This is a genomic window from Rodentibacter sp. JRC1, from assembly GCF_020521555.1.
Taxonomy (GTDB): Bacteria; Pseudomonadota; Gammaproteobacteria; order Enterobacterales; family Pasteurellaceae; genus Rodentibacter; species Rodentibacter abscessus.
Genome location: NZ_BPWA01000001.1, coordinates 1,148,824 through 1,165,274 on the forward strand (window position 1 = coordinate 1,148,824; position 16,451 = coordinate 1,165,274).

22 protein-coding genes, 3 tRNA genes and 3 rRNA genes are annotated in these 16,451 nt (G+C 41.7%); 12 read left to right on the forward strand and 16 right to left on the reverse strand.

The features are described 5' to 3' along the window. The first annotated feature begins 55 nt into the window (after nt 1-55). The 6 genes from HEMROJRC1_RS05105 (at nt 56) to HEMROJRC1_RS05130 (ending at nt 3,822) form a co-directional block, all read left to right on the forward strand. A tRNA-Glu gene (locus tag HEMROJRC1_RS05105) sits at nt 56-131 on the forward strand. Between the two features lie 204 nt (nt 132-335). Further along, nucleotides 336-3,233 (forward strand): 23S ribosomal RNA (locus tag HEMROJRC1_RS05110). Between the two features lie 122 nt (nt 3,234-3,355). Next, nucleotides 3,356-3,471: ribosomal RNA gene (gene rrf / locus HEMROJRC1_RS05115) — 5S ribosomal RNA — on the forward strand. Between the two features lie 54 nt (nt 3,472-3,525). Continuing rightward, nucleotides 3,526-3,641, forward strand: a 5S ribosomal RNA gene (rrf, locus tag HEMROJRC1_RS05120). Nucleotides 3,642-3,653: 12 nt separating this feature from the next. Continuing rightward, nucleotides 3,654-3,730 (forward strand) — tRNA-Asp (locus tag HEMROJRC1_RS05125). A gap of 16 nt (nt 3,731-3,746) precedes the next feature. Beyond that, a tRNA-Trp gene (locus HEMROJRC1_RS05130) sits at nt 3,747-3,822 on the forward strand. 16 nt (nt 3,823-3,838) lie between these two features. On the opposite strand, the gene HEMROJRC1_RS05135 is transcribed toward HEMROJRC1_RS05130, so the two are convergent. The 11 genes from HEMROJRC1_RS05135 to HEMROJRC1_RS05185 form a co-directional block, all read right to left on the reverse strand. Further along, complete coding sequence (locus HEMROJRC1_RS05135) at nt 3,839-4,894, reverse strand: site-specific integrase (RefSeq protein WP_226691926.1); 1,056 nt, start codon at nt 4,892-4,894, stop codon at nt 3,839-3,841. Beyond that, nucleotides 4,804-5,127 (reverse strand): helix-turn-helix domain-containing protein, encoded by a 324-nt coding sequence (locus tag HEMROJRC1_RS05140; protein WP_226691927.1) that lies wholly within the window; start codon nt 5,125-5,127, stop codon nt 4,804-4,806. The genes HEMROJRC1_RS05135 and HEMROJRC1_RS05140 overlap by 91 nt, the downstream gene beginning before the upstream one ends. A 9-nt stretch (nt 5,128-5,136) precedes the next feature. Then, the gene (locus HEMROJRC1_RS05145; RefSeq protein ID WP_226691928.1) at nt 5,137-5,637 is read right to left on the reverse strand and encodes a hypothetical protein; all 501 of its coding nucleotides are present in this window, start codon (nt 5,635-5,637) and stop codon (nt 5,137-5,139) included. Then, nucleotides 5,637-7,823 (reverse strand): replication endonuclease, encoded by a 2,187-nt coding sequence (locus tag HEMROJRC1_RS05150; protein ID WP_226691929.1) that lies wholly within the window; start codon nt 7,821-7,823, stop codon nt 5,637-5,639. The genes HEMROJRC1_RS05145 and HEMROJRC1_RS05150 overlap by 1 nt, the downstream gene beginning before the upstream one ends. 7 nt (nt 7,824-7,830) lie before the next feature. Continuing rightward, nucleotides 7,831-8,130: a hypothetical protein gene (locus HEMROJRC1_RS05155; protein WP_226691930.1), complete on the reverse strand. Its 300-nt coding sequence runs from the start codon at nt 8,128-8,130 to the stop codon at nt 7,831-7,833. 15 nt (nt 8,131-8,145) lie between these two features. Continuing rightward, nucleotides 8,146-8,424 (reverse strand): hypothetical protein, encoded by a 279-nt coding sequence (locus tag HEMROJRC1_RS05160; RefSeq protein ID WP_226691931.1) that lies wholly within the window; start codon nt 8,422-8,424, stop codon nt 8,146-8,148. Nucleotides 8,425-8,538: 114 nt separating this feature from the next. Beyond that, nucleotides 8,539-8,808 carry a hypothetical protein gene (locus HEMROJRC1_RS05165; RefSeq protein ID WP_226691932.1) on the reverse strand — a complete coding sequence of 90 codons (270 nt, stop codon included), beginning with the start codon at nt 8,806-8,808 and terminating at the stop codon, nt 8,539-8,541. Further along, complete coding sequence (locus HEMROJRC1_RS05170) at nt 8,809-9,195, reverse strand: hypothetical protein (protein WP_226691933.1); 387 nt, start codon at nt 9,193-9,195, stop codon at nt 8,809-8,811. It lies immediately after the preceding gene. Between the two features lie 15 nt (nt 9,196-9,210). Further along, nucleotides 9,211-9,477, reverse strand: a complete 267-nt coding sequence (locus tag HEMROJRC1_RS05175) for a hypothetical protein (protein ID WP_226691934.1) — start codon at nt 9,475-9,477, stop codon at nt 9,211-9,213. A 92-nt stretch (nt 9,478-9,569) separates the two neighbouring features. Then, nucleotides 9,570-9,815 (reverse strand): hypothetical protein, encoded by a 246-nt coding sequence (locus HEMROJRC1_RS05180; RefSeq protein WP_226691935.1) that lies wholly within the window; start codon nt 9,813-9,815, stop codon nt 9,570-9,572. A 34-nt stretch (nt 9,816-9,849) separates the two neighbouring features. Next, a complete protein-coding gene (locus tag HEMROJRC1_RS05185) occupies nt 9,850-10,065 on the reverse strand; it encodes a hypothetical protein (protein WP_226691936.1) in 216 nt (71 codons plus the stop codon). A 140-nt stretch (nt 10,066-10,205) separates the two neighbouring features. On the opposite strand from HEMROJRC1_RS05185, the gene HEMROJRC1_RS05190 reads away from it, so the two are divergent. Further along, on the forward strand, nt 10,206-10,385 hold the full coding sequence (locus HEMROJRC1_RS05190; RefSeq protein ID WP_226691937.1) for a hypothetical protein: 180 nt from the start codon (nt 10,206-10,208) through the stop codon (nt 10,383-10,385). A gap of 73 nt (nt 10,386-10,458) precedes the next feature. On the opposite strand, the gene HEMROJRC1_RS05195 is transcribed toward HEMROJRC1_RS05190, so the two are convergent. The 3 genes from HEMROJRC1_RS05195 to HEMROJRC1_RS05205 all read right to left on the reverse strand — a co-directional run bounded on the left by HEMROJRC1_RS05195 (nt 10,459) and on the right by HEMROJRC1_RS05205 (nt 11,454). Further along, nucleotides 10,459-10,614, reverse strand: coding sequence for a hypothetical protein (locus HEMROJRC1_RS05195; protein WP_226691938.1), 156 nt, complete (start codon nt 10,612-10,614; stop codon nt 10,459-10,461). A 61-nt stretch (nt 10,615-10,675) separates the two neighbouring features. Continuing rightward, nucleotides 10,676-11,203, reverse strand: coding sequence for a hypothetical protein (locus HEMROJRC1_RS05200; protein WP_226691939.1), 528 nt, complete (start codon nt 11,201-11,203; stop codon nt 10,676-10,678). A gap of 50 nt (nt 11,204-11,253) precedes the next feature. Then, a complete protein-coding gene (locus HEMROJRC1_RS05205; RefSeq protein WP_226691940.1) occupies nt 11,254-11,454 on the reverse strand; it encodes a hypothetical protein in 201 nt (66 codons plus the stop codon). A 133-nt stretch (nt 11,455-11,587) separates the two neighbouring features. Between HEMROJRC1_RS05205 and HEMROJRC1_RS05210 the strand changes: the two genes are divergently transcribed. From HEMROJRC1_RS05210 to HEMROJRC1_RS05230, 5 genes are all read left to right on the forward strand, one after another. After that, nucleotides 11,588-11,995 carry a helix-turn-helix domain-containing protein gene (locus tag HEMROJRC1_RS05210; protein ID WP_226691941.1) on the forward strand — a complete coding sequence of 136 codons (408 nt, stop codon included), beginning with the start codon at nt 11,588-11,590 and terminating at the stop codon, nt 11,993-11,995. 11 nt (nt 11,996-12,006) lie between these two features. Next, nucleotides 12,007-12,633, forward strand: a complete 627-nt coding sequence (locus tag HEMROJRC1_RS05215) for a hypothetical protein (RefSeq protein ID WP_226691942.1) — start codon at nt 12,007-12,009, stop codon at nt 12,631-12,633. Nucleotides 12,634-12,637: 4 nt separating this feature from the next. Further along, nucleotides 12,638-12,862, forward strand: a complete 225-nt coding sequence (locus HEMROJRC1_RS05220; RefSeq protein WP_226691943.1) for an excalibur calcium-binding domain-containing protein — start codon at nt 12,638-12,640, stop codon at nt 12,860-12,862. Nucleotides 12,863-12,923: 61 nt separating this feature from the next. After that, a complete protein-coding gene (locus HEMROJRC1_RS05225; RefSeq protein WP_226691944.1) occupies nt 12,924-13,814 on the forward strand; it encodes a nucleotide-binding protein in 891 nt (296 codons plus the stop codon). Nucleotides 13,815-13,853: 39 nt separating this feature from the next. Then, nucleotides 13,854-14,633 carry a DUF3800 domain-containing protein gene (locus HEMROJRC1_RS05230; RefSeq protein ID WP_226691945.1) on the forward strand — a complete coding sequence of 260 codons (780 nt, stop codon included), beginning with the start codon at nt 13,854-13,856 and terminating at the stop codon, nt 14,631-14,633. Between the two features lie 186 nt (nt 14,634-14,819). Here the strand turns inward: HEMROJRC1_RS05230 and HEMROJRC1_RS05235 are convergent, their stop codons facing one another. Both HEMROJRC1_RS05235 and HEMROJRC1_RS05240 read right to left on the reverse strand, forming a co-directional pair. Then, nucleotides 14,820-15,998, reverse strand: coding sequence for a phage late control D family protein (locus tag HEMROJRC1_RS05235; protein WP_226691946.1), 1,179 nt, complete (start codon nt 15,996-15,998; stop codon nt 14,820-14,822). Continuing rightward, nucleotides 15,998-16,435 carry a phage tail protein gene (locus HEMROJRC1_RS05240; protein ID WP_226691947.1) on the reverse strand — a complete coding sequence of 146 codons (438 nt, stop codon included), beginning with the start codon at nt 16,433-16,435 and terminating at the stop codon, nt 15,998-16,000. The genes HEMROJRC1_RS05235 and HEMROJRC1_RS05240 overlap by 1 nt, the downstream gene beginning before the upstream one ends. Between the last annotated feature and the right edge of the window lie 16 nt (nt 16,436-16,451).

The following is a 16,451-nucleotide window of genomic DNA, read 5'->3' on the forward strand; positions in this document are numbered from 1 at the left end:
TGATAGATTGTAGAGAAGAGAGAAAGGATTGAAGCGTAGAGTATCTTTAATTGATGTCCCCATCGTCTAGAGGCCTAGGACATCGCCCTTTCACGGCGGTAACCGGGGTTCGAATCCCCGTGGGGACGCCAATTAAAGATAACTTTAATTGGAAATCTTATTGTTCTTTAACAAATTGGAAACAAGCTGAAAACTGAGAGATTTTTTTAAGTCTGCGAAAGCGGATAGAAGAAAGTCTGAGTAATAAAAATCTTGATTGAGCAAAAGCAATCGAGTGTTTAGTTAGATTAAATAACAGCTAAAGTGTTTGGTATTGAAAACACTTGAGGTTGTATAGTTAAGTGACTAAGCGTACAAGGTGGATGCCTTGGCAATCAGAGGCGAAGAAGGACGTGCAAATCTGCGAAAAGCTTGGGTGAGTTGATAAGAAGCGTTTAACCCGAGATATCCGAATGGGGAAACCCAGTAGATGAAGAATCTACTATTGCTTAATGAATCCATAGTTAAGCAAGGCAAACCGGGAGAACTGAAACATCTAAGTACCCCGAGGAAAAGAAATCAACCGAGATTCCGTGAGTAGCGGCGAGCGAAAGCGGAGTAGCCGTCAGTGATAGCAGTGTATTAAGAAGAATCGACTGGGAAGTTGAACGAAACAGGGTGATAGTCCCGTATTCGAATGGTGCATTGTGGTACTAGGCTGACAATAAGTAGGGCGGGACACGTGATATCCTGTCTGAAGAAGGGGGGACCATCCTCCAAGGCTAAATACTCCTGATTGACCGATAGTGAACCAGTACTGTGAAGGAAAGGCGAAAAGAACCCCGGCGAGGGGAGTGAAATAGAACCTGAAACCTTGTACGTACAAGCAGTGGGAGCCTGAAAGGGTGACTGCGTACCTTTTGTATAATGGGTCAGCGACTTATATTTTGTAGCGAGGTTAACCGCATAGGGGAGCCGAAGGGAAACCGAGTCTTAACTGGGCGTTTTAGTTGCAAGGTATAGACCCGAAACCCGGTGATCTAGCCATGGGCAGGTTGAAGGTTGGGTAACACTAACTGGAGGACCGAACCGACTAATGTTGAAAAATTAGCGGATGACTTGTGGCTGGGGGTGAAAGGCCAATCAAACCGGGAGATAGCTGGTTCTCCCCGAAATCTATTTAGGTAGAGCCTTGAGCGGACACCTTCGGGGGTAGAGCACTGTTTCGGCTAGGGGGCCATCCCGGCTTACCAACCCGATGCAAACTACGAATACCGAAGAGTGATACTCAGGAGACACACGGCGGGTGCTAACGTCCGTCGTGGAGAGGGAAACAACCCAGACCGCCAGCTAAGGTCCCAAAGTTTATATTAAGTGGGAAACGAAGTGGGAAGGCTTAGACAGCTAGGATGTTGGCTTAGAAGCAGCCATCATTTAAAGAAAGCGTAATAGCTCACTAGTCGAGTCGGCCTGCGCGGAAGATGTAACGGGGCTCAAATATAGCACCGAAGCTGCGGCATCAGGATTAATTCTGTTGGGTAGGGGAGCGTTGTGTAAGCGGATGAAGGTGAATCGAGAGGTTTGCTGGACGTATCACAAGTGCGAATGCTGACATAAGTAACGATAAAACGGGTGAAAAACCCGTTCGCCGGAAGACCAAGGTTTCCTGTCCAACGTTAATCGGGGCAGGGTGAGTCGGCCCCTAAGGCGAGGCTGAAAAGCGTAGTCGATGGGAAACGGGTTAATATTCCCGTACTTGGTAAAGCTGCGATGTGGGGACGGAGCAGGTTAGGCAAGCAAGGTGTTGGAAATCCTTGTTTAAGGTGGTAGGTGGGAAGATTAGGCAAATCCGGTCTTCTTTAAACACCGAGAGCTGATGACGATTGTCTACGGACAAGAAGTTGCCGATACCACACTTCCAGGAAAAGCCACTAAGCTTCAGGCTTTACTAAACCGTACTGAAAACCGACACAGGTGGTCAGGTAGAGAATACTCAGGCGCTTGAGAGAACTCGGGTGAAGGAACTAGGCAAAATAGCACCGTAACTTCGGGAGAAGGTGCGCCGGCGTAGCTTGTAGTGATTAACTCACGAAGGGTGAACCGGTCGAAGATACCAGCTGGCTGCAACTGTTTATTAAAAACACAGCACTCTGCAAACACGAAAGTGGACGTATAGGGTGTGATGCCTGCCCGGTGCTGGAAGGTTAATTGATGGTGTAATCATTTGAGAAGCACCTGATCGAAGCCCCAGTAAACGGCGGCCGTAACTATAACGGTCCTAAGGTAGCGAAATTCCTTGTCGGGTAAGTTCCGACCTGCACGAATGGCATAATGATGGCCAGGCTGTCTCCACCCGAGACTCAGTGAAATTGAAATCGCCGTGAAGATGCGGTGTACCCGCGGCTAGACGGAAAGACCCCGTGAACCTTTACTATAGCTTGACACTGAACCTTGAATTTTGATGTGTAGGATAGGTGGGAGGCTTTGAAGCGGTAACGCCAGTTATCGTGGAGCCATCCTTGAAATACCACCCTTTAACGTTTGATGTTCTAACGAAGTGCCTGTAACGGGTACTCGGACAGTGTCTGGTGGGTAGTTTGACTGGGGCGGTCTCCTCCCAAAGAGTAACGGAGGAGCACGAAGGTTTGCTAATGACGGTCGGACATCGTCAGGTTAGTGCAATGGTATAAGCAAGCTTAACTGCGAGACGGACAAGTCGAGCAGGTACGAAAGTAGGTCATAGTGATCCGGTGGTTCTGCATGGAAGGGCCATCGCTCAACGGATAAAAGGTACTCCGGGGATAACAGGCTGATACCGCCCAAGAGTTCATATCGACGGCGGTGTTTGGCACCTCGATGTCGGCTCATCACATCCTGGGGCTGAAGTAGGTCCCAAGGGTATGGCTGTTCGCCATTTAAAGTGGTACGCGAGCTGGGTTTAGAACGTCGTGAGACAGTTCGGTCCCTATCTGCCGTGGGCGTAGGAGAATTGAGAGGGGCTGCTCCTAGTACGAGAGGACCGGAGTGGACGCACCACTGGTGTTTCGGTTGTATCGCCAGATGCATTGCCGAGTAGCTAAGTGCGGAAGAGATAAGTGCTGAAAGCATCTAAGCACGAAACTTGCCTTAAGATGAGTTCTCCCACTCTATAAGAGAGTAAGGGTTGTTTAAGACTAAGACGTAGATAGGTGGGGTGTGTAAGTATTGTGAGATATTGAGCTAACCCATACTAATTGCCCGAGAGGCTTAACTATACAACGCTCAAGTGTTTTTGTAGCGAACTGACTGAATGAGAAAGATAAGAGAGATTTTGGAGAAGATTTTTCGGCTTGTGACCAATTGTTTAAAGAGAAAGAAGCAGTTATCGAAGGATTATCCCGGCGGCGATAGTGCGGAGGTTCCACCTGACCCCATACCGAACTCAGAAGTGAAAAGCCGTAATGCCGATGGTAGTGTGGGGTTTCCCCATGTGAGAGTAGGGCACCGCCGGGTTTTTATTTCTTTAGTTCATTTGTAAATTTGAGTGGATTAAAGAAATAAGAATTTTTTGGCAGATATAGTGCAACAGGCCCACCTGATTCCATACCGAACTCAGAAGTGAAATGTTGTAACGCTGATGGTAGTGTGGGGTTTCCCCATGTGAGAGTAAGACACTGCCAATTATCAAATTAAGCGGAGTGGTAGTTCAGCTGGTTAGAATACCTGCCTGTCACGCAGGGGGTCGCGGGTTCGAGTCCCGTCCATTCCGCCAATCTTTCCATACCAATAGGGGCGTAGTTCAATTGGTAGAGCACCGGTCTCCAAAACCGGGTGTTGGGAGTTCGAGCCTCTCCGCCCCTGCCATTTTAAGCCTTTATTTTCAATAGTTTACGGCATTATAAAAATTCTCATTTGAAAAATCGTCTTCCGACTGTGTCGTAAATGTGACATTGTTGGCAAATTCAAGCATATAATCAGCGTTTAAGTGCGCATATTTTTTTACCATTTCTAGCGTTTCCCAACCACCCATTTCTTTTAACGTATAAAGCGGCGTACCGGCTTGAACGTGCCAGCTCGCCCAAGTGTGGCGTAAATCGTGAAACCGGAAATTGCTAATATTGCTTTTCTCTAAGGCTTGATGAAAATCGTGCCAATCAATACGCCCGATTTGCTTGTCTGTACCACGATGAAAAACAAATTCACTACGGCGTGTTTTGTATAATTTTTGCAACAAATCTAATGCCGTCTTATTCAATGGCAATGCACGGGCTTTACCCGATTTTGCAACATCATTTGAAACAATCGCAATGCTGCGTTCAAAATCCACCTTATCCCACGTCATAGATAAAATTTCCGTCATTCTTGCACCGGTGAACAATGCAAAAGAACAAACGTGTTTCATCCAAGCCAAGTTCAAATTCGCAATTAATGTGACGGCTTGTGCTTTAGTAATCCAACGTACACGCACCTTAGGTTCAACATATTTCTTCACATAAGGAACACGATCAATCCAACCGTTTTTATACGCCAGCGAAAGCACCCTTAGAATCGAAGTGCGATAGCGATTTTTAGTTGATGGCGACAAGGCTTTTTTATGTTTCACAGAATAGGTTGGCAAATTGTTTACAATATCCTCACCGGTAATATCACACAATCGCCAACCCCCGAATACGGACCGCCAATAAATCGCATGCCGCCGATTAGTATCGAAATCCCGTTTAAGTTTCGTATCTTCCACGAAAAGTAACAATGCCTCTTCAAACATCTTAGGCGGCTTTTTATTGAGTTTTGCCATATCCCACAGTTCCGCCTTGATTTTATCGTGCAGCTCCTGTGCCTTTTTCTTTATTTCAGTCCCAGTGCTTCGTCTAATTCGTTCGCCACTTGGTGTTGTAATGTCGAGCCAATATACATTGCCTCTCTTGATGATTGACATCTATCTTTTCCTCCGTTTTTTGTGTCTGTCAATCCAACCAATCGGATGACATTATTTTTTCTTTTCCGGCAATGGTCAAGATCTTCGCGAAAAACCCGCCAAACTCGAGAACCTTCCATTTGAAAAAAGCCCCATTTCAAACGATGGGCAAAAACCGTGTTATAACTTAAATTCAAGAGGTCAGCGACCTCTCGAATGGTTAAAGTGCGGTCATTTTTTTTCGATATTTCCATTGATCATTTTTACTCCTTTACCAAGGCTTTCATAGCATCAATAAAGGCTTGTGCGTCTTCTTTTGAAGCAAACACGCGTCCAACATCGAAAAACTGTTTATGTGTACTAGTCCAATTGTTATCCTGAAGAACTGTACCATCGCTTTTTATAAACCAATACATAGTGTTAGTAGGTAAATCTGCCTCTTCAACACTAACAGGTGCATTGACTTCTCTATCGCCAATACGAACTTTACGGCGTGGTTCTTCCCACATTCCTACAATATCAAAATCGCTGTCGTTGTTCCCCTCACCCTCGAATTTATCCTCGTCCGCAAAATATAACCCACTGGGTGTCCAGCTAATATCCTCAATAAACTTGTGATCATCATCTACCGTGTAACCACGTAATGGATATTTACAACTGCCTAGGTGTTCATTAAATAAACAATATTTCACATACGCAACTGTACCATCGCGTAATACGACAGCCTCACCTGCCAAGGCTTTTTCTAAATTAAATGGTTTCATTATTTCCTCCTAAAATCCCCCAAACTCTCACCCCAACCAAAGGCTTGAGCCAAAGGAATTTTCACTTCTTCAAGATAAACATTGTCGTTTTCACAACAAATCCACCGATAGTCATTAAGCCGCAACCGCCCATATTTGATTAACATATCAATTTGGCGTGGTTTTAACGGAAAACCGATAGGCAACATCAATTGATTTACCTGTTGTTCGATTTTTGAGCGGTTACAGTTACTGACACAAGTCCAAGTCCAAGCGGCACTTCGTGCCTTGTTTGTTTCGGTGGTCTCCGAATCGGCAGATGTGGATCCCACACTGCCTCTTTTAATCACCCAATTTTTAACTTTGGTAATAATGGTTTTTAAATTAAATCTGTTTTTCACCCCCACAATTTTATTTCTCGTTTCACCGTATTTATTCGGCTCGGTTTCCTGATACTCAATGCAAATCGGTTGGTCGCAACGTTTCACCATTGCGCCACCTTGCACATCCAAATAACTGCCAAAACAACCCACATCTGCCACGGCACGCCCGGTGTCGAGTGTGTCATCATCGGCAGTGGCTGCCATCGCATTATCAATTTTGCGTAATTCACGCCACACCGAAATCGGCGGCGTGCCGTAAAATTGGAACTGACGAATACCCCAAAGGCTCGCCCACGCTTTCACACGCAGCACGTTTTCACGCAAGGTTAAATCTTCCACCTCGTCTGATTTCTCGTTTGCTTGCTTGCCGGCATAAATATTCTTGGCGATATATTTCGCGATATAGCCAATCGCAGACCCTTTTTCAGGGTCAATTTCATCCACCTTACAGCGATGTTTTTTCGCACCAAATTCATCACCGTCCAATTCCAAGGCTTTTTTCTTAAACAGCGTGATCATCTCGTCTTTTTGTTCCGGTTTGACATAAACCAACATATGCCAATGGGGCGTGCCATCGTGATGCGGTTCAACGCCACGATAGCCAAAAAAGCCAATATCACGTTTGGCAAATTGCGCACGCAACTGCGCCCACACTTTGTTTAAATATCTCTGTGTGTCCCGAGGGCTTGCACCTTTCCATTTTTTGTTATTTGTGCCGTTGTTATGGGTGGCGTGAAAAGAAGAAGGGGCAGTCATAGTAAAGAATACGGACGCATAGTTATATTCAGTTCCCCACTCATCAATGCCACGTAAGCAATTCATCATTTCATTAAATTGAATGGCAGGATTGCTGACAGTACGTTTCCACATCTCAATCAATGGCATTTGCTCGCTTTCATCATCAAGATTTTCAAGCATCATTTGTTCGAGATAGTCCATATTCTCGGCACGTTTTTCGCGATATTCTCTCAACGCATTTTGCGAAACATAGGGGCTGACTTTGGCAGAAACCGCACCGCAACCGATTTCCACGTGTTCTTTCAAGCGTTTTTGCGCCGTTTCTAACTGGCGTTTCCAATATCTCTCACAGATAGATTTCTGCAAATCCGTATCAATCTTGGCAGGATCTAAATAGGCTTTCTCAAGAAATGCCTTCCAATTCTTCAACGGAAACCCAATATCGGCACACACCTCACCGCATAAGCGATACATATCACGTGCTAATTCCCCAAAATCATCTATTGATATTTCTCCTTTTGCCTTGCGTTCCGCCTGCTCGTCTAAAAAATCCGATTGCAAACGGGCAAAAATATTGGCGAGCTTGAACGCCAAATCTTTTAATTGGCTTTCTCTCAATAAATAAAAGGGAAGGGTTGAAGTCTGTTTGCCTTTTGAAAGGGCGATGGCACGGGAATGCACATCACGTTCAGCCAGCCAATCAAGGCTAATCTGATAATGTTGAAAAACGGCTTTCAATCGTTTGGTCAAAATCTCACGCAAATAATGGTTTGCATAAGCCGCTTGTTTATTGCCGAAACGAAAAGCGATTGAACCGTCATCTTTCACCCCATTAAAGGCACGCAACCATACGTGGCGAAAATGCTCACGTTGGCGTTTACGTGGGAGTGCCGAAAGCAGTTTTTCAACATAATCGAACTGGTGTGGCGCAACGGCAAATAATTCCATTTGCGCACTTGTTGCACGCTCACGGTCAAAAGTGCGGTTAGTTTTCACCGCACTTTCCATCATCACCGCCCGAGCCTCTGCCATTGCCTGCTCACGCTTGGCAAGGTTCAGATCACGTTCTACCACCCAGCTCATCATTCAAATCCTATTCTTCGATCACGCTGCCGACATTAGCGACATAACCAAGAAAAATGAGCGCGTTCATTGCGAAAAAGAACTCTTTTTTTACTGCTAATTCGGAAATAGGTGATTTGATATATCCCTTTTCCTCCCAGTCAGTTAGAATATCTAACTCCTCTCGTTTGATATGATCCCTTGAAATATTTTTTCTATTTAATAGGCAATAATTCACATAAGGCATTAATCGTAATTCTTGCTGTGTAATCTCATAGCCTAATAGTTCATTGGATTTTTGTTTAATTTCATCCGTTAATTTGCCTCTCATTTTTTCCTCCTGTTATTAAAGTGCCGCTAAATACTCACTATGCAATTCAAAATATTCGGTAATCTTGGCATTGGTTGAAGCCAAAGAATCCCGAATTTCTTCTAAGGTGTTTCGCTCATAAGCCGTCAATTCAAACTTGCGCACCTCATCCAATGCGCCCCAAATCGTGTTATGCAATTTGCCGACTTTGCGAGCCGACTTATCGTCTATCACCTCAATAGTTTGATAACGCTCACCAATCGACATAATTTGCAAGGTTGCGCCACAATCCAATTCAAAACACATCTGTTCCATCTTTCCCCCTAAAGTAATTTTTCAATCCAATCCGCAAGCCAATTCAACGCCACCGTTAACACGGCAGCCAAAAGCATTAAGCCAATCACTGCCACAACCAATCCCACAATCACATCAAGCATTTTTCCTCCTCACCTGTTTGTTCCTTCTTTCCGCTTGCCACCTCGCCCACTCGGCGTGTTTTTGTAATAATGCTTTTCGTGCTTCTATGATCTGATCGCCCATCTCCAAATATTCATTGAAAGCAGCCATCGCCAATTCATCATCACCCTTGTTCACGTGATGGTAATAAGCAAAGAGTTTCTGCTGTAATTCGTCCAACTTCTTGTATAAATCCCATGTTGCAAAAAGCAGTGCGCCACGGCTAAAAATCACGGTTGCCATCTATTCCTCCACGGTGTCGGCATATCGATTTCGATTTGGGTCGATTTGTGAAAATTCACGCTCGGTAATGCTTTCCGGAAATGCGTTGGAAAGTAACCGTACTTTGCGAAAGGCAAGGGCGATTTTGCGTTGCCCTTGGTTGTTGTAGTGATGTAGTTTGAAACCTGTGCAGTGACGGCTTTTAATATCACTTAAATCCACATTAGCAACTTTCAGTAGAAATTCCCGTAAGCCTTGTGGCAAACGGTCAAAGCTACGTTCCACTCGGAAACGGCTTTCCTCTTTTAAGTAACACAATGAATCATCAAAATTGGTGATATTCGGCACATCTATTTGCCGTTCTCGGCAGAATTTTTCCGCCGCACTTTCATTTTCTAAAACGTACACCACAACCCCCTTGGGTTATTTCCCCGTTACAAAACCAAACCACTTTTTAAAACAACGTTTCAAAGGGCTATTCCACTTTGCTGTTTCCAATTCCGCAATTCGGTCGTGATAAGATTCATTTAATAAAACCTGCTGTGCATTTAAGCCGACTTGATGCGCCACGTGGCGTTCCAATATCTGCACTTTCTTCTCCAACGCTTTCACGGTTTTATTTAACTGCCATACATTCACCCGTTCACGAGGGCGTAAAGTGCGGTTGTCGTAGGTGTATTTTTTGCTCATTTGTTGTTCAACTCCTAAATTTTGGTTGCAAAAATCCTGTCGATTGATTTTTATCAAACGACAAGCCTTAAAATAAACAAGAAATTTAAAGATTAATCGGTGGCGATTTCTAACTGGCGTTCATCAATCTGCTTTAACGGCTTATTCACCTTCAACGCTTCCGGACGCTCGTTATAGGTTGGGGTTCGCACCCTGATGATTTGGCTACTGATTGACAACTCTGCTCCGCAGTTGTTGCAAATGCCAAGCACATTCACCAGCAACATCCCGATTTTTTCTGAAGTACGAACGCGAATACTATTGCCTCCGCAGTTCGTACATTTATGATCTACATTCATTTACACACCCTAGCCCTATTTATTTGATTTTCTTCTAATATTCCTGTTTCACCGCACGCACCATCATCAATGCCGTATTAATCAACGTTTTTTCTTTTTGACTTTTCTTTGGCATAATTGGATAACGAATATCGCCATTTGAAATTCTGCCCTCAACAGTGCGTTGGTTTTCCCCACTCAAAGCACAATAGGCTTCCACCGTCATATAGGGCGGGACATTAATCGCCACATTGATTTCATTGCTTGTCATACACACCTTCCTTTTATGCTAAAATCACCTGCACCAACACTAACGCAATAATAGAAAACAACGTTGCGAGGTACGCCATGTTTAAACGGTCTTTACGATTTTTCATATTTCTCCTTAACTGGGCTATTTTCGGGGCGATTATGGGGCTAAATATCATCTTATTAAGTGATGATCCCACCTTCACCTTGTTTAATTACACCTTTAATCAACGTCAACTTTGTTGGTTTAACGCCTTACTGTTTGTGTGGTTTACTTACAAAGAACGTCATTGCATAAAAAATGAAGTAGAGCGCATTATTCATTGGTTGAAATCGCTTTAAACTTCTCTTCAAAAACCTTTTTCAAACTTTCATAAATGGTTTGCCAATCTATGTCCGTTCTTAATTCGCTTGATTAATTAATACATTCTTCCAATTTCAACCGAATAAAATCGTGCAACTCACGTTTATCGGATTCCGCCAAGGCTTGTAGCTTGGCTTTAAAGCTCGCTGTCACCCGAAATGCGATCACTTCCGTTTTCAGCTCACGTTTTTTTTCTGTTTTTGCCATTTTCTTTCCCTTGTTGTTTTTGTTTACTTTGTTATACTTTAGCCAAAACTATTCTAAGTAATTAAGGCATTGAGATCTGCGTAACCACATCTTTTATGCTTTGCCAAATTTCCGCATCTGTTGGCATAGGGTGCTTGGTTTGATTGGTTGCTCGGCTATGTAATGCAATTAAATACATAGAACTTTGCAGCAAATTACCCAACATACTCGCCACACCAACTAATAGGGCAGGAACGTATGATCGACCAATATCACCCGGCGCAAGCCCGTTTACTTGCTGAAGAAGCTGATAGAGCTCAACAAGAAAAAGAGGACAGGGAGGTAAATCCCACAAGGCTCGTTCTTTTATCGTTTTGTCTAGCGTTGCTAGAGAATTCAAATAAGCAGCTCTATCAGAAGCCCATAGCTGAATTTTTTCAAGTTGCAAAAAAATATCGCTTGATAAATGAGCAACGCCTATTGGCTCATCTTCAGCCAACGGCGGATAAACTAAATCCTTCGGTACACCAAGATATCGTGTCAATAGCCCGTAAATTGACTGATTCAATAACTTCAAATATTCATCGTTGATTGATAGGGGAGTAGCCATAGCATTCCGTGTTTGTTTACCTTTCATACTCAAAAAAACCTTTCAAACTTTCATAAATTGTTTGCCTGTGTTTCACGCCCATTTTCCCACGCCCTTAACACTAGCAATCGCACCATGGCGGAACGGGATAAATCCCCAAATCTCGCCCGTTCTTGGTCTAGGCGTGCCAGTTCATCGGTTTTAAATTTCACGTGGACGTTCTCTTTTTTCAGATTTTTTCCCAAATCGTGAGATAGATCACTTTTTGCCATATAGATCTCCCCTTATATAGTTGATAAAATGATGATGTTTTCATCTTTTAAATGATGATTTAATCTCTTTTTTGAAGATTATATCTTTGTTTTAAAGAATTGCAATATCTTTTTTCTTTAAATTGGAGATTTTATGCCTAGATATAACGTAAAGTTTGATGCAGAGAAAATCATTAACAGAATGAGACAAATTTTTCATGCAGAAACAAATAAAGAACTATCAATTCATTTGAATATCAGTGATAAGACTATTTCGGGCTGGAAAGCAAAAGGTGTTATTCCATTAGATAAACTTTTGGAGACTGTTTGGCGTACTGATTGTGGGCTTGATTGGCTTGTATATGGGATTGATGAAAAAAATCAAATACCATTAAACGAAATGGAAATAGAGCTCTTAAAACGCTTTAAGCAATTAGATTTTTCACAGAAGCTACAAGTTTTTAATTCGATGGAGCAATCAAGCAATACATCACTACAACAAACTATTGGTAATAATTCTCACCATATTGCCCAAGTTGGGCAAAATCTTATTCAAAAGTAGAGGTTGTATTTATGTTTGATCACATTGGGTTGCCTAAAAACCTTCAAAAAATACTGGATACTATAGAACATGCAACACCGAAAGAATTAAAAAAATTTAATCAATTCGCTAAAAATTTCCCTACTAGTATTTTAAATATAGAAAAATCATTAAATTCCGTTTTCTCTCCTGAAACTCGTGATTTTTTAAAAAAACTTGAATTTATTGAGACTAAAAGTAAATTAAATAAGCTAGCTAGTTATTTGTCTATCAATGAGCAAAAAAGAATAAAGAATGAAATCGAAGAAGCGACAATAAAATTAAAGCAGGAAATTGAGAAAGTACCTGTAGAGATAATTAAGAAATCTAAAGAAACATATGAATATAGAAAGTTAGAAAAATCTTTTGAGGATAATGAAGCTAGTTCAAATGAATTTGAGAAGATTATATTTCAATATCAGATAGCTCTTTACCTATTTAAAATTATATATTCAATTATATCATCTGAACCTCTAATTCATAATGAAGTATCAGGAAGTCAAAATCAGCAAATTCAAGCTATTAATTCAGAAATAAGTAATAACAATAACTATATATCACCTAATATATCTATTGGTAATAATTCTAATGTAATAATTAATATAACTTCTAAGGAATAATAAAATGAAAAAACTCCCTCTCATTCTAACCGCACTTTTTCTCATTTCTTCCCCTGTGCTTGCCAAGGGGAAGAAAGCGGATAGTGAGCAATATAGCTGTGATGATGGCAAACGTACTTGTAAAGATATGGATAATTGCGAAGATGCGAAGTTTCATTTGCGCCAATGCGGTATGAAAAAACTCGACCGTGATCGCGATGGTGTGCCTTGTGAAAGTCTTTGTGGGTAATGATTAAAAGTGAATGTAATAATATTTATCTCTTATTTTATTTTTGAAGAGAAAGGAATGTATGTCAAAAAAAGCTAACCAACCCCAAAAAGATCCCTTAGAGCCAATAAAAATTGGAATTGTTCGTCCCATTTCAAAGATGGACGAGGATCATTCTGAACAACATTGGGAGGATGTTCATTTCCTAATAGAACAAGCTCTATCTAATGATACTAATCATAGTTTTGAAGTAAAATTAGTTAGTGAAGTTCAAGATGCTGATATTATTCAAGCAACCATTATTCAAAATTTATTTGAAAGTGATGTGGTTATTTGTGATATGACCTTACATAACCCGAATGTTTTTTTTGAACTTGGATTAAGAATAGCATTTAGAAAACCTTGCATTGTGATTCAAGAAGAAGGTACAAAACCTCCCTTTGATGTTAGTTCCATTCGCTATATTCCCTATCCTTGTAAATTAGCTTATGTTAAAGCGATTGAATTTCAGCAACAACTCAGAACAACAGTATTGAAAATCCATGAGGCATATATTAATGATGGTTCAGTGAGTACTGACCCGTTATTTTCTAAAGCCAAAATAGATTATCGAACACAATTAACTGAAATTAAGCAATCATCAGTAGAATTTGTAATGGATCAATTAAAAGAGCTGCAAGGAGCGGTGGCTCATATCCAAAATGCAATTACAACATATAATCATAATAATATAGGGTTGTTAAGTGTTGAGAAAATTAAGCAAGAATTACTTTTTATGATAACAAAAGAATTTCAATTGGCAACCCAGAACTCAGCTAGTAGAGAACAATATATAAGTAGAATTCAAGATATGATTTTAGATAGAACTCGTAGGATTCGGAGAGAATATCCACTTCACGTTTATGAGGATATTAGAAGTAGAGCTTTTGAGTATATGCAAGAGTTATCTTTGCAGCTAAAAAAAGAAGATTAAGTTTTATTTTAGCGGATTTTTTAGAGTTATATTAGGTTTATGAATCACACTTGGCATTTATTTTGTGATGAATCAGGTATAAGCGGAAAGCCATTCTATGCTTTCGGTGCATTGTGGGTTAAGGAAAATAACTTAATTCGATTTGAGAAAGAAATAACCGCACTACGCCAAAAACATTTTTGTACAGATGAAATAAAATGGCAGTCGGCAAATTCTAAACGTTATGCGGAATTTTATGATGACTTGATTCGTTTCTTTTTTCAATCAAATTATCTCTTCTTTAATTGTATTGTTGTACAACTTGCAGTGGTAAATAAATCTTTCCATAAAGGTAATTATGAAACTGCTAAGCAGAAACATTTTAATCTGTTAGTGTGTAATAAAATAGCAACATCTTTGTTTAAGGATAGAGAGCGTCGTTTTATTTTATCTGTTGATGATTTACCTTTTAGCTATCGTAAAGCAGATGAAGCAATGCATATTATTGCAAATAATATTATTCGCCAAAAAACGGCGATTCCAAATGCCATTTTGAAGTTAAATGAAGTAAATTCTAAACATTGCCATGGTGTACAGCTTTGTGATTTATTATTAGGTGCGGTATTAAGCGGCTATCAAAAGGATTCATCTTCGGAGCGGAAACAGGCAATTTCTGCTTTAATTGCTGAACATATTGGCTGGGATAAGTTAGCTTATGATACGTTGGACACAGAGAAGAAGTTCAATATTTGGTATTTTTATGATTCGACCAAAGGACCGAGAATGGTAAAAACAATGGAAACAAGGTTAAAATACCCACTTCCGGAAGAAAAAAAATGACAGACCTTTCAGCCTGTCCGTTGAGTGTCCTCGCACAATCATGCAATTTCCCCACTGGGCGGAATCACACAAAGTAGCCGCCCCTATTATTCTTTGTGCTTTGTTACGAGTAATAATAACTTTTTTTGCCTGAAATGCAATCTTTTATTATTGTGAATTTATAAATTTGTGAGGAAGTTCTCAATTTTATTTCTCTCCTTTTCTCACATTCCCCTCTGCCGTTTCAATCTTCAACTCACACTCCACCTGACAACTATACCCCCCGTCCGAAAGATTATGCGTGACCTTAGTGATCAACCAATCCGAACCATCAATCTCTTTTTTGAAGCCGGATAGTTGCACTGGGGTTTCCGGCATTAAATCCGGTATGCCGTAGGCTAGGGTAATGCTAAAGGTGGCGACCCCACGTTTGAGTCTATTAAAGGCGGATTTTGCCGCATTGATTGCACTGGCTTCGGTGGCGTAGGTATGGCGTAGGGTTTTAATTTGGTTGCTGTCGCTGGTTATTGGTGCCCGTTGTTCTACGGTGTTATATTTTTTCTTTGTTAGCCGTCTGTCTTTTACTGTGCCGTTTTTTAGCGTTCTGCCTTTCGTCATTCGCTGTTTTTTCACAATTTGCGTGTTGGCATCCACGGTAATTTCGCCCCGTTTTCCGGTGTTGGTATTGTGCCAATAAGCACGCACGGCTTTGTAATTATCACTTTCTGCAATGCTGAAGCTATAACTATCGCCCTCTTGTTTGGTGATTTGCACGGTGGGTATCGGTTTTCCGCTTGCAGTTTTGCCTTGCCCCAATGGCATAAACAATAGCACGCCATTTTTCACCGTTGCCATTGCGCCGTAGTCTTCTGCAAGGCGGGTCAGTAAATTGATGTCGCTTTCGTTGGTTTGGTCGATGTGGGGGAGAGTTTGTTCGGCATATTCTTTCGCACACAGGCTTTCCAATTTGTTTTCTTTGGCTATTTGTTCAATCAATGCCCCTAATTTTATTTGGTGAAATGACCGCTCTTTTTGCTCGCTCAAACTGCCCTTTAAATCTGCCGCTCTCGCACGAATAGTGAGACTATCGGGGCTACCGCTAAACTGCACTTCGTCCACTGAATATTTTCCTTTGTCAATTAAGGGTTCGCCCTGCCAACCTATTGCCACTTGGATTGTGGCATTGCGTGGCGGTAGGGCGAGTTTGCCGTCGTGGTCGGAAAGTTGCAAATCCAACATATCCGCTTCAAAGCCCCGATTGTCCTCAATCGTCATACTCATTAAGCGATCTGCCACGGTTTGGGTGATGTCGTTTTTCTGTTTGTCTTGAGTAATAACAAACACGGAAAACTTCGGCGTGCGGTGATTGGTGTCGAAATTAAACATTAAAAACTACTCATTACATTTTGTGCCAGTTCAATCAACAAGGGATCATCGGTGCGTTTTAAATTCAGCGTAAAATCAATGGCACGTGGTGTGCCATCGCCGAAAAGCTCGCTACGGGTTTGTTGTATGGATTCGATGACAAAAAATCCCATCGGCATAAAGGTTGCCCCGTCAATTAAGGGAAAGGCTGCACCGTTTTCCGCCATTAATTCCAACATCGCAAGGCTGATTGTGCCGCCCGTAATTTCGGGGGCAAGTCTGCCGCTGATGGTAACGGTTTCCGAATCCTTGCCCGTGAATTGGGTTTTCGGCATTTGCCCCACCACAGAATTAGTCGGATGTCGCCAAGAGGATTGACGATCTAAACTCTGAAAAGGCACGGTTTGCCGGGTGAAAACAAACATACCCAGTGCGGCGAGGGCGAAGTTTTGTAGCATTATTTATCCTTCGTGG